The sequence below is a fragment of the Variovorax sp. 679 genome, assembly GCF_003952185.1.
GTDB lineage: Bacteria > Pseudomonadota > Gammaproteobacteria > Burkholderiales > Burkholderiaceae_C > Variovorax.
This window is the reverse complement of the sequence record NZ_RXFS01000003.1, coordinates 129,052-141,995: the sequence shown is the minus strand read 5'-3', so window position 1 is coordinate 141,995 and position 12,944 is coordinate 129,052. Positions and strand designations below refer to the sequence as shown.

Below are 12,944 nucleotides of genomic sequence, written 5' to 3'. Positions count from 1 at the left end.
ATTCTGTGAGGCGAGTGATGCGGCCGCCTCGGCAGAGGCGGCCGTGCACGTCAGGCAAGTTGGGGTTGGGGGTGTTGCGACGAAAGAGGCTGCGTTTGCGAGAGCTGCAGCGAGGCCAATGCGGCCTGCAGGTCGGCCTCGAAGGCTTCCACACCGGCGCCGATCAGGTTCAGCGGAATGCCCATCGCCCAGGCCGCGGCCACGGCGGCCAGCAGGCTTTCGAGGCTCACGCCGGCATGGGTGGCGCGCCACACGGTCAGCCGGCCGAGGCCCGGCAGGAAGGATTCGCTGCTGCCATTGGCCAGCACCACGCGGTCTTGCCGCACGAGCACGGCCTTGCCGCCGGCGGTCTGGTGCGCGGCGAGCTCGGGCGCCTGCGCGTCGGCCGAATAGAGGATGACGGCACCGTCGCACAGCGGCGCAAGGCCGGCCACGCGCGGATCGGCGGCATTCAGCACGGCCGTGCCCTCGGGCAGCACCACGTCGACCTGCGTGCGCAGCACCTTGACCATCTGGTCGCTCTCGGTGATGTCGTAGTCGGCCAGCGCTTCGCAGCCGTCGAGGTCGGTGACGATGCCGACCTCGCAGCGGTCATAGGAAAGGCCATCGCGCAGGATGGTCTCGGCGCCGTTCTCGATCACCACGGCCTGCACGGCGCGGTTCACGAGCAGGCGGTGGCCGGCTTCCCAGTTGGCGCTGTCGCGCGCGTCGACGCGGCGGCGCTCCAGGAACAGGCCGTCGCGGCAGGCCAGTCCGGTGTGGCGGCCGCCCAGGTTGATGAGCCAGGCCACCAGGCGTGCCAGCACGGCGGTGTCGCGCGAGCCGGCCACGCCGACCACGGGAATGCGCCCGGGCGCGTCGTTGGGGAACAGGTGGTCGCAGATCGCGCGGCCCACCGGGCGCGGCGAGCCGACGGCCGGCTTCAGGTGCATCAGCAGGCCCGGGCCGGCGTTGACTTCGACGATGGCGCCGCGCTGCGGGCCGAGAGGCTTGGAAATGTCCTGCGCCACGAGGTCGATGCCGGCGATGTCGAGGCCCACCACGCGGGCGGCCAGCACGGCGGCGTGCGCGACTTCGGGATGGACCTGGTCGGTGCAGTCGTTGGCCATGTTGCCGTTGCGCTGGATCGTGACCACGCGGCCGGCGGTCGGCACGGCGTCGGCGTCCAGGTCCTGGCGCTTGAGCTCGAGCTGCAGCTTGGCGTCGGTGTCGATCACGATCACGTCGAGCGGGAATTCTTCCTCGGCGCCGCGGCGCGGGTCGCTGTTGAGCTGCTTGTCGATGAGCTCGCGCACGCTGGCCTTGCCGTCGCCGGTCACGGTGATGATCTCGCCGCGCGCGGCAGCCACCACCTCGCCGCCCACCACCAGCAAGCGATGCTCGTGGCCGCGGATGAAGCGCTCGACCATCACGTCGCTGCCCTCGGGCTCGGCCACCGCGAAGGCGGCGATGACTTCCTCGCGGGTCGTCAGCTCGAGCGAGACGCCGCGGCCGTGGTTGGCGTCAGAGGGCTTCACGACCACCGGCAGGCCGATGTCCTCGGCGGCTTCCCAGGCTTCCTCGGCATCGGCCACCACCTGGCCTTCGGGTACGGGCACGCCGCAGCTCGCGAGCAGGGACTTGGTCAGCTCCTTGTCGCTGGCGATCGATTCGCCGATGGCGCTGGTGTAGTCGGTCTCGGCAGTCCAGATGCGCTGCTGGTTGGCGCCGTAGCCCAGCTGCACCAGGTTGCCGCTGTTCAGGCGCATGTGGGGAATGCCGCGGTCGGTGGCGGCGGCCACGATGGCAGCGGTGCTCGGGCCGAGGTAGCAGTCTTCGACCTTGGCCTTGACGGCGTCGACGGCTTTCTGCACGTCGGCGGCCGTGAAAGGGTCGTTGTTGATGGCCGCCATCAGCAGGCGATGGCCCTCGGCCAGCGCCACGCGGGCAACCTGCTCGTCACGGGCGCGGAACACCATGCGGTAGACGCCATGCTCCGAGGTGCTGCGGGTTTGCCCGAAGCCGGTCGGCATGCCGGCCAGGTTCAGCAGTTCGATGACGACGTGCTCGAGCACATGGCCCGACCAGGTGCCTTCGGTCAGGCGCTGGATGAAGCCGCCGCGCTCGCCCACGCCGCAGTGGTGCTCGATGAGCGCCGGGAGCAGGGCGGTCAGGCGGTCTGTGAAGCCGTCGATCTTGTTGGAGGGGAAGTCTTCCAGTTGGCCCAGATCGAGCCAGACTTCAAGGACCGGACGGTAGGTCCAGAGGTTGGGACCGCGCAAATAATTGATGCGCAGCAGTTGGATGTCGTCGAAACGGGTCATGCAAACGTTCGATGTGCTTTGGCCGAGCACCACGGCGCCTTCAAGCGCGCCCATGGCTATCGGTCAGAATCGGCGCCCGACTTGAGGCGCCATGACGCGGTCCATGAGGCCCGCGACGGGCAAGAGTCAAAGAAACACAATGCAACATCACGATCCAGTCGGCACCCGGGAGGGCGAAACAGAAGCGGCTTCAGAAGCACTGAAAAACCGCCTCGCAGTCGCGGAAAACGTTCTGGTAACACTGACGGTTGACCTCGACGACCAACTTCGCTTCGCCACCGGCTTAGTCGCCTTGACTGACCGGAGGCTGATCGCGCTCGATCCGGCCGGCCCATCTGGCGGGCAGTGGCGTGAGTGGCCGCTAACCGACACGACCCTGGAACTGCGCCTTTCCGACCATTCGGGCGTCGGAACCCTCGACCTGACGGGGCCTGCGGGCCGTCTGGGCCGCTGGCGCTACACCCTGGCCAACCAGATCGCGGCCCTGCGCCTGCTCAAGCTTTTCGGCCAGCGCATGGCTGGTGTCGCCAAGGAGACACCCGAGGTCGTCGAGACCGCCGATGGCGACGAACCGGCCGACACCGAGCTCCAGACCCCGCCCTCGACCTGGGTGCTACTGCGCCTGGGCCGCTTCGCCAAGCCCTACCGCAAGCAGCTGATCGCAGGGTTCCTGCTGACCCTGATCTCCACCGCCGCTACCCTGGTGCCGCCGTACCTGACCATCCCGCTGATGGACGACATCCTGATCCCGTTCCAGAACGGGCAGAAGATCGACACCATGCGCGTGGGCCTGTACCTCGGCGGCCTGCTGATTGCCGCGCTGGTCGGCTGGGGGCTGGGCTGGGCCCGTACCTATTTGCTGGCGCTGGTGTCCGAACGCATCGGCGCCGACCTGCGCACCACCACCTACGAACACCTGCTGACCCTGCCGCTGGACTATTTCGGCGGCAAGCGCACCGGCGACCTGATGGCGCGCATCGGTTCCGAAACCGACCGCATCAACGTTTTCCTGTCTTTGCACGCGCTCGATTTCGCCAACGACGTGCTGATGATCGTGATGACCGCGGTCATCCTGATCTCCATCAACCCGCTGCTGGCGGTGGTCACGCTGGTGCCGCTGCCCTTCATCGCCTGGATGATCCACGTCGTGCGCGACCGCCTGCGCACCGGCTTCGAGAAGATCGACCGCGTCTGGTCCGAAGTGACCAACGTGCTGGCCGACACCATTCCCGGCATCCGCGTGGTCAAGGCCTTCGCGCAGGAACGCCGCGAGGCCGAGCGCTTCCGCGTGGCCAACGCCTACAACCTGCAGGTCAACGACAAGCTCAACCGCACCTGGTCGCTGTTCACGCCGACCGTGTCGCTGCTCACCGAAATCGGCCTGCTCGTGGTCTGGGCCTTCGGCATCTGGCAGGTGGCGCGCGGCAGCATCACGGTGGGTGTGCTCACCGCCTTCATCGCTTACATCGGCCGCTTCTACACCCGGCTCGACTCGATGAGCCGCATCGTCTCGGTCACTCAGAAGGCCGCGGCGGGCGCCAAGCGCATCTTCGACATCCTCGACCACGTGAGCAACGTGCCCGAGCCGGCCAATCCGGTGAAGGTGGAGCGGGTGCAGGGCCGCATCGAGATGAGCGGGCTGGGTTTCCGTTATGGCTCGCGCGCCGTCATCCACGACCTGGATCTGCGCATCGAGCCTGGCGAGATGATCGGTCTCGTGGGCCACAGCGGCTCGGGCAAGAGCACGCTGGTCAACCTGATCTGCCGCTTCTACGACGTGACCGACGGCGCCATCAAGGTCGATGGCACCGACATCCGCCGCTTCGCCGTGGCCGACTACCGCCGCCATGTGGGGCTGGTGCTGCAGGAGCCTTTCCTCTTCTTCGGCACCATCGCCCAGAACATCGCCTACGGCAAGCCCGACGCCACGCGCGAAGAAATCGTGGCCGCCGCGCGCGCGGCGCATGCGCACGACTTCATCCTGCGGCTGCCGCACGGCTACGACTCGCTGGTGGGCGAGCGCGGGCAGGGCCTGTCGGGCGGGGAGCGCCAGCGCATCAGCATTGCGCGCGCACTATTGATCGACCCGCGCATCCTGATCCTTGACGAGGCGACGTCGGCGGTGGACACAGAGACCGAGAAGGAAATCCAGAAGGCGCTCGACAACCTCGTGCAGGGCCGCACCACCATCGCCATCGCTCACCGCCTGTCTACGCTGCGCAAGGCCGACCGGCTCGTGGTCATGGACCGCGGCGAGGTCGTCGAGGTCGGGCCGCACGATGCCTTGATGGCAAAGCAGGGCGCCTACTGGCGGCTCTATCAGGCGCAGCTGCGCCAGGGCGACGACGACGCGAGCGAAGGTGCCGCCGACGAGCGCGCCAACGCACAGGCCCCGGTGGCCATCGCCCACGCAGCCCATCCCGCGGGGGACGCATGACCAGCAGCAACACCAATACCAACAACGACTTTCAGCTCGAGCGCGACGCCTTCGGCCGCCTCGTTCTGACCGATGCACAGGGCGAACGCCACGCTGGCGTCGTGCCGGTGCGGGCTTTTCCGCTGAGTGCGCCCGGCCACGGGATTTCGCTGGTTGGAGGCGAAGGGCGCGAACTGGTCTGGATCGACAGCGTCGATCAGTTGCCGATGCAAGCCAGGACGTTGCTCGAGGAAGACCTGGCGGTGCGCGACTTCGCGCCCACACTGCTGAAGCTGCACGGCGTGTCGAGCTTCGGCGTGCCCAGCACCTGGACCATCAGCACCGATCGCGGCGAAACCAGCTTCGTGCTCAAGGCCGAGGAAGACATCCGCCGGCTCGAGGGCGGTGCGCTGCTGATTGCGAGCGCGCACGGCGTGCAGTTCCGCATTCCGGATGTGAAGACGCTGGATCGTGCATCGCGCAAGCTGCTGGAGCGATTCCTTTGATCGCCAGCTAACCGCCAAAAAAAAGAGCCCGAAGGCCCTTTCGTGAAACACCGCGGAACCGGCTTTGCCGGGCCTCAGGTGTTGCCCCGGAAGGGGGGGCGTAGCGACACGAAGTGCGCGAGGCCTGGGGGTGAGCTTGTTGTTCAGTCCAGCAGATCGGAGTAATCGCCGCGCTCGTAGGCTTCGACGGTCTTCCACGGCAGCGTCTTCGGCGCGGGAATGACCGAAGCGGTCATCACGTTGATCGAAGTGCCGCGCGCATTGCGCTGCTCGATCTTGCGCGCATACCGGCCGACCGTGTCCCACTCGATGCGCAGCGTGCCTTGGCTCTGCTGGAGTTCGTAGCGTTGTACGCCCTTGCCGGCCGCGCCGAGATCCTTCATGCGCGTCAGGCTGGCCGGATCGACCAGCCAGTACGAATTGGCCCACGAACCGCTGTAGCCGACGTTGCCGTAGTTGGCGGCATCGATCTCGATCAGCTTGCGCTGCTGGCGCAGCACCATGCCCACCTGAACCTTGCCGGCATCGTCGCGGCGCACCCACAACGGAGCCGCCGTGTTGTCCGCGTGCGCGTGGCCGATGTGCACCTTGCCCTCGCGGGCTTCGTGATCGTGGTCCTCGCGCAGCGAGGGCGGCAGCTCGCGCTCGACCCAGAGCGCGCCGGCGCGGCGGTACATCAGGTCGGAATAGCGGCTGTCGCGCTGCACGCCGTCCTTGCCGATCGTCATCACGTGGTGCGTGATGCGCAGGTTCTGGTCCGGCGCGGCGGAGTCGCCCGCAGCGCTGGCGACCAGAGGCAAGGCCACCAGGGCCGTTGCCGCCAGCAGCGTTTTTAGTGTCGTGAAAACCGTCACAGGCCAGCCGCTTCCTTGACCTTGTTGAACACCTTGGTGTTTTCCATGGTGCCCTTGAAGATCTTCGAGCCTGCGCCGCCAGCGAACAGCATCACGTCACCGCCGCCGTGCGTTTCCGCGCCAGGCGAACCCAGGTTGATGCCGACTTCCTGCAGGAAGTTGTCGTCGGTGGTGTCCATCGTCGTCTGATCGTCGCGGTCGGTGCCGCGTACGGGAGCGATCCACTTCTTGTTGCTGTCTTCCGCGTTGACATCGCTGCCAACCTTTGCGTTGGGCCGTCCGCCATTGCCGAACACCAGCGTGGTGTACGGCTTGCCGTCCGCTGCCTTCGTGGGCTTGCCGTCGGCATAGCCGTTGACCAGGCCCAGGATCGGGTTGCCGATCTTCGGGTAGCCGTTGAAGGCGATTGCGTGGTCGTGGTCGGCGGTGACCACCACCAGCGTGTTCTTCAGGCCCGGGTCCTTCTTGTTCATGTAGTCGAGCGCGGTCTGGATGGCGGCGTCGAAGGCCAGCGTGTCTTCCAGTGCGCGCTTGGCATTGGTGCCGTGCAGTGCGTGGTCAATGCGGCCACCTTCCACCATCAGGAAGAAACCCTTGTCGTTCTTGCTGAGCACGCCAAGCGCTTTCTCCGTCATATCCGACAGGCTGGGCTGGTCGAGGTTCTGCTTGACGCGGTCCAGTTCGTAGGCCATTTCGCTCGCGGAGAAAAGTCCCAGCAGCTTGCCCGTGGCAGCCGTGTCGATGGCCTTGAGCTTGGTGCCGGTGTCGACGTAGGTGTAGCCCTTGGCCGTCATCGCAGCCACCAGATCGACGCCGTCGGTGCGCTTGGTACTCCCCGTCGGCAGGTAATTCTGTTGACCGCCACCCATCAGCACGTCTACGCCATCGAGCAGCTTGGGGTTGTAGTTCGCATGGCCCGGCACACTTTGCTCTGCAATGTTGTTGTAGCCGTTGCGGTTGCAGATGTGCGCATAGGTAGTGGCCGGCGTCGCATGGCCGACGCGCGTGGTCGATACGGCACCCACCGCACGGCCCTTGGCCTTGGCGAGTTCGAGCAAGGTATCGGCGGCCTTGCCGTTGGTCGGCGGGCAAGTGGTGTTGTCGCCGTTGTAGTACTGCTTGCCGGTGCTGTCGTAGGCCATGGTGTCGCTAGACATCGAGATCACCTCGTTGCGCATCTTGACGCCGGTCATGTAGGCGGCCATCGAGGGGGCGCTGTCGGTAGTCTGACCGTCGAGCGAATAGGTCTTCACGCGGGCCGCATACGGCAGCGATTGCATGACGAGATTGGCGCGCTCGGCGCTCACCAGCGAGCCGGGCTTGGCGGCCAGCTGCTTCTCGCCCTTGTAGATGCGGGCAGCGGTTACGGTGACAGGGCCCATGCCGTCGCCGAGGAAGAAGATGACGTTCTTGGCTTCGCCGGCGGCGTGTGCGGCGCCGGCCAGGGTGCCGGCGGCGGCGCAGACGAGCGCGGCGGCGAGGCGGGTTTTGCGGGTGATGCGGTTCATGGTCGTGTTCATGGTTGTGTTCGTCGGTGAGTGCTGGTTGCCTCTCACAGGCCGACCGCCTTCTTGATCAGGCCGAACACGTCGGTGTTGGTGATGACGCCGGAGAAGTTGTCGGCGCCCAGGCCTTGCGCGCCGAGGAACACGTCGGCGCCACCGTGGGTTTCGGAATCGCTGGCCGCGTCCATGGGTACCACGGCTTCCTGCTTGTAGTCCGGGCTTTCCACGTCGGCATCGTCGATCGGGCCGCGTGTGAGGAGGCGGCGCGGGCCGTTGCCGAAGCCGATGATGGTGTATGGATTGCCGTTCACGTCCGTGCTGTTCTTGCTGGTATCCGCGTAGTTCTTCACCAGCCCAAGCACGCCCGGCTTGCCCGCCTCGGTCTTGCCGGTGCGAGCGGCGTAGCCGTTGAGCTGCAGCGTGTGGTCATGGTCGGCCGTGACCACCACCAGCGTGTTCTTCAGGCCCGGGTCGATGGCCTGCATCTTGTCGAGCGCGAGCTTGATGGCGTCGTCGAAGGCGCCGGTGTCCTGCAGGGCGCGGCGCGCGTTGGTGGCGTGCAGCGCATGGTCGATGCGCCCGCCTTCCACCATCAGGAAGAAGCCCTTCTTGCGCGCGGCCAGGGCGTCGATGGCCTTGCCGGTCATTTCGGCCAGGCTCGGTTCCTTGGTGGCGTCGCGGTCCAGGTCATAGGCCATGTGGCTCTTGGTGAACAGGCCGGCGATCTTGGTGGCGCCGTCGGCCGGCAGCTTGTCGAACTCGGACTTGTTCGCGGCGAAGCTGTACTTTGCGGTCTTCAGCTCGGCGATCAGGTTGCGCTTGTCGGTGCGCTTGCCGCCGTCCTCCTTGGCCGTGAAGTAGTCGGTGCCGCCGCCGAAGAAGACGTCGACGCCATCGCCCAGCTTGCCGTTGTAGCCGGCGCCGCCAGGCACCAGTGCCGCGGCGATGGTGTTCTCGGCGTCGCGGTGGCACACGTGCGAATACGTGGCGGCGGGCGTGGCGTGCGTGATGCGGGTGGTGGTGACCACGCCGGTCGCGTAGCCCTTGGCCTTGCTCTGCTCGAGCAGCGTTTCCACTGCCTGGCCGTTGCCCGAGGGGCAGGTGCTGTCGAAATTGGTGTGATAGGCCTTGCCCGAGGCGTCCGTGGCCTTGGTCTCGGCGCTCATCGAGATGACTTCGTTGTTCATCTTCACGCCGGTCATGTAGGCCGACATGGAGGGGGCGCTGTCGGTCACCTGGGCGTCGTTCGAGTAGGTGTGGACGAAGGCCGTCTCGGGCAGCGTGTCCATCGTGAGGTCGCCGTCTTCGCCGACCTTGTAGATGCGCGCGGCGGTCATGGTGGTGATGCCCATGCCGTCGCCCAGGAAGAACAGAACGTTCTTCTGGGGCTGCGCGGCCGGCGCTGGCGTGGTGGTTTGCGGCGGATTGAACGGCAGCACGATGCCGTTGTTGTTGCTGCCGCCGCAGGCGGACAGCAGCAGTGAGGCGCCCAGCAGCGCTGGGGCGATGTAGCGTTGGGTCATGCAATTCCCTCGGGTGGTTATTCGAGTAGTGCACCGGGCGTGCACCATTTCTGGGGATGCAATCTAAAGACGTCAAATGACCCGCGCGTGACGAGACGAAAGCGAAATGAAAGTTCAGCGCTTTTCTTGAAATAAATACGCGAACTGTCTTCGGCGTGTCATGAACGCCGGTGAATCGAGGTGATTCAGCGTGACGCGAACCAGCGCAGTACCACCGCGCCCGCCGCCGCGGCTGCACCGCTCACCACCGTGCCCCAGACGACGTCGATGAACGACAGCGCCACCGGCCAGTCGCGGACCACTGCCAGGTTGGTGAGGTCATAGGTGCCGTAGCAGAAGAGGCCGAACAGTCCGCCCAGCAGCGCCGCCCGCATCACGCCCTGCGCCCGCAGGCCGGGCACGATCGCGAACACCAGCAAGCCGACGGGGTAGGCCAGGTAGAACATCGCCGCGAACCCCAGCCGCGGGTTCGGCGACATCAGCTCGCCCATGTCCCGCTGGTACATGTCCTTGGCGACGACGCCGAGCCAAGCCATGTCGAGCGCCAGCAGCACGGCCAGCGTGACGACCCATGCAACCATGTGTTTGGCACTCATCCGCGGGATCGTATCCCCGGCCCCGCGCGGCCTGCGAAAATTGCGCCTTTGGACTACAGCGGCCCCGCCGCTGACGGATATGCCCCTGCACACCACCGCCCTCGTTCTGTTTTCCGGCGGCCAGGACTCGACCACCTGCCTCGCCGATGCGCTCTCGAAGTACCAGCGCGTCGAAACCCTGGGCTTCGACTACGGGCAGCGCCACCGCGTCGAGCTCGACGTGCGCGGCACCATCCTCGCGAAGATGCGCGAGCGTTTCCCCGCCTGGGCGCCCCGCCTGGGCGAGGACCACGTGCTCACGCTCGCCGCATTGGCGCAGCTGGGCGGTTCCTCGCTGACGGAGGAGGTCGCCTTCGCGATGCAGGCCGACGGCCTGCCCAACACCTTCGTGCCAGGGCGCAACCTGCTGTTTCTCACGCTCGCGGGCGCGCTGGCCTACCGGCGCGGGCTGCAGGTGATCGTGACCGGCGTCTGCGAGACCGACTTCTCCGGCTATCCCGACTGCCGCGACGACACCATGAAGGCAATGCAGCTCGCGTTGTCGCTCGGCCTGGAGCGCCGCCTCGTCATCGAGACGCCGCTCATGTGGATCGACAAGGCCGAGACCTGGAGCCTGGCCCATCGCCTGGGCGGCGAGCCGCTGGTCGACCTGATCGTGGAGGAAACCCACACCTGCTACCTCGGCGATCGCGTGCATCGCCAGGCGTGGGGCTACGGTTGTGGCGAATGCCCTGCCTGCGACCTGCGCAAGAAGGGCTGGGAGCGCTACGCCGCCGCGCTGCCGGCTGGCGTTGGCACGACTTCAACGCGATAGCGCGCGGCCGCACCGTCGGCCTCGGGTACGAGCGTCCAGCGCTGGCTGTGGAACTCGCCCACGGCGGCTCGATGGGCCACCGAGACCATCGCCCCGCCGCCGGCGCGCACCATTTCCGAAAGCCGCTGATACAGCGTGCGCTCGGCCGGCGCATCCAGCGCGCTGCTGATCTCGTCGGCAAAGACCCAGCGGGGCTTCTTCAGCAGCACCCGTGCGATGGCAAGCCGCTGCTGTTCGCCGCCTGACAACTTTTGGCTCCAAGCATCGCTGTCGTCCAGCCGGGCGGTGAACTCGGGCAGCAATGCGTCCTTCAAGGCCTGGCGCAGCTGTTCATCGTCGTATTTCGCCGCGTCTTCCGGATAGGCCAGTGCAACGCGCAATGGGCCGTCGGGCATGTAGGGGCGCTGCGGCACGAACATCGCGTCGGCCGGAACCTGCACCCGCCCCCGCGCGAACGGCCAGATGCCCGCGAAGGCGCGGAACAGGGTCGACTTGCCGCTGCCTGAGGGGCCCTGAACCAGAACACTGTCGCCGGCCTTTGCCGTGAGCGCCGCGTTTGCGAGAAGCGGCGTGCCGTTCGGCAGGTTCAGCGAGAGGCCGTCGGTATGAAGCGCAGGCGCATCGGTGCGCTCGAGTGCGTTCTCCTGTTCGGCATGCTGGCGGATTGCATCGTCGAAGCTGGTGAGACGGTCGGTCGTGGCGCGCCATACGGCCACGCTGTCGTAGTTGTCGACGAACCAGCTCAGCGAGTCCTGCACTTTGCCGAAGGCCGACGAGATCTGCATCAGCTGACCGAGCTGGATCGCGCCGCTGAAAAAGCGCGGGGCCGCGACCACGAACGGAAAGATCACCGCAGCCTGCCCGAAGAACGCGGTGAAGGTCACGAGGTTCTTCTGCTGCTTGATGAGCTGCAGATAGTTGCGCAGCACGGAGCCGAAGCGCAGGTCGAGCTGACCATGCTCCACCTTCTCGCCGCGATCGAGCGCGATGGCCTCGCTGTATTCGCGCACGCGCACGAGGTGGTGGCGGAAATCGGCCTCGAAGCGCTGCTGGCGGAAGTTCAGCCCGATCAGCGGCCGTCCGATGTAGTGGGTGATGATCGTGCCGACCACGCAGTAGGCCACCGCCAGCCAGACCATCGCGCCTGCGACCTGATAGGTGGCGCCGCTCAGCGAGAACTCCGTCGTTCCCGAAAGGCCCCACAGGATGCCGACGAAGCTCACGAGCGTGACCACGGCGTTCAGCAGGCCCATCGACAGCGTCATGGTCGCGCTGGTGAACAGCTGCATGTCTTCCTGAATACGCTGGTCGGGGTTGTCCGGGGTCGTTCCGTCCTTGTCGGCATAGCGGGCCAGCTCCATCTCGTAGAAGGTGCGGTCCGCCATCCAGCGGCCGAGATAGTTGCGCGTGATCCATGCGCGCCAGCGCAACTGCAGCAGCTGCGTCACATAGAACTTGAGCACCTGCAATGCGATGTTGAAGAAAGCCAGCACGATGAACACGCGAATCTCGCGCCAGAACACCGTCACGTCTTTGTTCTGCAGCCCGTCGTAGAAGCGTCCGTACCACTGGTTGAAGAGCACCAGCGCGTAAACGTACGCCAGATTGAGCGCAACGATGGCGGCGAACATGGTTCGCGCGCGCCATTTCTCCTCGGAACGGAAATAAGGCGCCGCGAGCCTGAAGACGCGGCGCAGCACCTGGACGAACGAGCCCGCGCGAGCTGTGATGGATGGGGACATGCTGGTTTCCTCGAACGCGCCCGGGCGGCGCTGGTCATCGTGAGGAGACCATCGTAGACAAATGTTTCTTAAACCGGCCTGAAACGGGCGCGAAACTCGCCCTGCACTCGGAAAAGAGACCGTCAGCGCAGCATGACCCTGGCTGCCGTCGCCAGGAAGTGCGCCAGAGGAGGCGTTTGCAGCCCTTCGGTCTTCGCCTCTTCGTCCCACAGCCGCAGCCGCACCGCGTCGCCGGCCCACTGGTGCGAGGCGAAGCGTCCGGCCGCCTCGGCGTCCATCACGCCGCCCTGCAGGGCGAGGCTGCGCACCGAATCGGGCGAAAGCCTGGAGAAATAGTCGGGCCGCGTCGCGCAGAGATAGCGCTTGGCATCCACGTGCAGCCGGATCGGCTCGCGCACTTCGACGTCGAACACGCCGCGCAGCAGGGGCAGGGCGATGTACTGGTGCCGGTCGTCGATGCCCAGCTCTGTAGGAGAGTGCGAAAGCGTCTGGTGCTCGGCGATCAGCAGGTGCCCCAGGTCATGCAGCAGCGCCGCGGTGACCAGCGAGTCGCTCGCACCGGCCTGCTCGGCGAGCCAGGCGCATTGCAGCGCATGTTCCAGCTGCGACACCGGCTCGCCCGCGTATGCGACTCCGCCGCGCTCGGCGAACAGGCGTGCGATCTCGGCGAGGTCGAGTGTCATGA

At 66.4% G+C, this 12,944-nt stretch carries 10 protein-coding genes; 3 read left to right on the top strand and 7 right to left on the bottom strand.

Annotation, left to right across the window (positions count from 1 at the left end):
* Window positions 1–50: 50 nt before the first annotated feature.
* Window positions 51–2,303: a cyanophycin synthetase gene (cphA, locus tag EJO71_RS07955; RefSeq protein WP_240651340.1), complete on the bottom strand. Its 2,253-nt coding sequence runs from the start codon at window positions 2,301–2,303 to the stop codon at window positions 51–53.
* Between the two features lie 139 nt (window positions 2,304–2,442).
* Between cphA and EJO71_RS07950 the strand changes: the two genes are divergently transcribed.
* Window positions 2,443–4,740 carry an ABC transporter ATP-binding protein gene (locus EJO71_RS07950; RefSeq protein ID WP_125948512.1) on the top strand — a complete coding sequence of 766 codons (2,298 nt, stop codon included), beginning with the start codon at window positions 2,443–2,445 and terminating at the stop codon, window positions 4,738–4,740.
* The gene (locus tag EJO71_RS07945; protein WP_125948513.1) at window positions 4,737–5,225 is read left to right on the top strand and encodes a DUF1854 domain-containing protein; all 489 of its coding nucleotides are present in this window, start codon (window positions 4,737–4,739) and stop codon (window positions 5,223–5,225) included. The genes EJO71_RS07950 and EJO71_RS07945 overlap by 4 nt, the downstream gene beginning before the upstream one ends.
* Window positions 5,226–5,368: 143 nt before the next feature.
* Here EJO71_RS07945 and EJO71_RS07940 read toward each other — a convergent pair whose 3' ends face one another.
* From EJO71_RS07940 to EJO71_RS07925, 4 genes are all read right to left on the bottom strand, one after another.
* Window positions 5,369–6,079, bottom strand: a complete 711-nt coding sequence (locus EJO71_RS07940; RefSeq protein WP_125948514.1) for a hypothetical protein — start codon at window positions 6,077–6,079, stop codon at window positions 5,369–5,371.
* A complete protein-coding gene (locus EJO71_RS07935) occupies window positions 6,076–7,599 on the bottom strand; it encodes an alkaline phosphatase (protein WP_171022544.1) in 1,524 nt (507 codons plus the stop codon). The genes EJO71_RS07940 and EJO71_RS07935 overlap by 4 nt, the downstream gene beginning before the upstream one ends.
* 32 nt (window positions 7,600–7,631) lie before the next feature.
* Window positions 7,632–9,107 (bottom strand): alkaline phosphatase, encoded by a 1,476-nt coding sequence (locus EJO71_RS07930; protein ID WP_125948515.1) that lies wholly within the window; start codon window positions 9,105–9,107, stop codon window positions 7,632–7,634.
* A 185-nt stretch (window positions 9,108–9,292) separates the two neighbouring features.
* Window positions 9,293–9,703: a DUF2177 family protein gene (locus tag EJO71_RS07925; protein ID WP_125948516.1), complete on the bottom strand. Its 411-nt coding sequence runs from the start codon at window positions 9,701–9,703 to the stop codon at window positions 9,293–9,295.
* A 79-nt stretch (window positions 9,704–9,782) separates the two neighbouring features.
* Here EJO71_RS07925 and queC point away from each other — a divergent pair, with 79 nt between their 5' ends.
* The gene (gene queC, locus EJO71_RS07920) at window positions 9,783–10,517 is read left to right on the top strand and encodes a 7-cyano-7-deazaguanine synthase QueC (RefSeq protein ID WP_125948517.1); all 735 of its coding nucleotides are present in this window, start codon (window positions 9,783–9,785) and stop codon (window positions 10,515–10,517) included.
* On the opposite strand, the gene EJO71_RS07915 is transcribed toward queC, so the two are convergent.
* Window positions 10,469–12,259, bottom strand: a complete 1,791-nt coding sequence (locus tag EJO71_RS07915) for an ABC transporter ATP-binding protein/permease (RefSeq protein WP_125948518.1) — start codon at window positions 12,257–12,259, stop codon at window positions 10,469–10,471. The genes queC and EJO71_RS07915 overlap by 49 nt on opposite strands.
* 122 nt (window positions 12,260–12,381) lie before the next feature.
* Complete coding sequence (locus EJO71_RS07910) at window positions 12,382–12,942, bottom strand: phosphonate degradation HD-domain oxygenase (RefSeq protein ID WP_125948519.1); 561 nt, start codon at window positions 12,940–12,942, stop codon at window positions 12,382–12,384.
* Window positions 12,943–12,944: the final 2 nt, after the last annotated feature.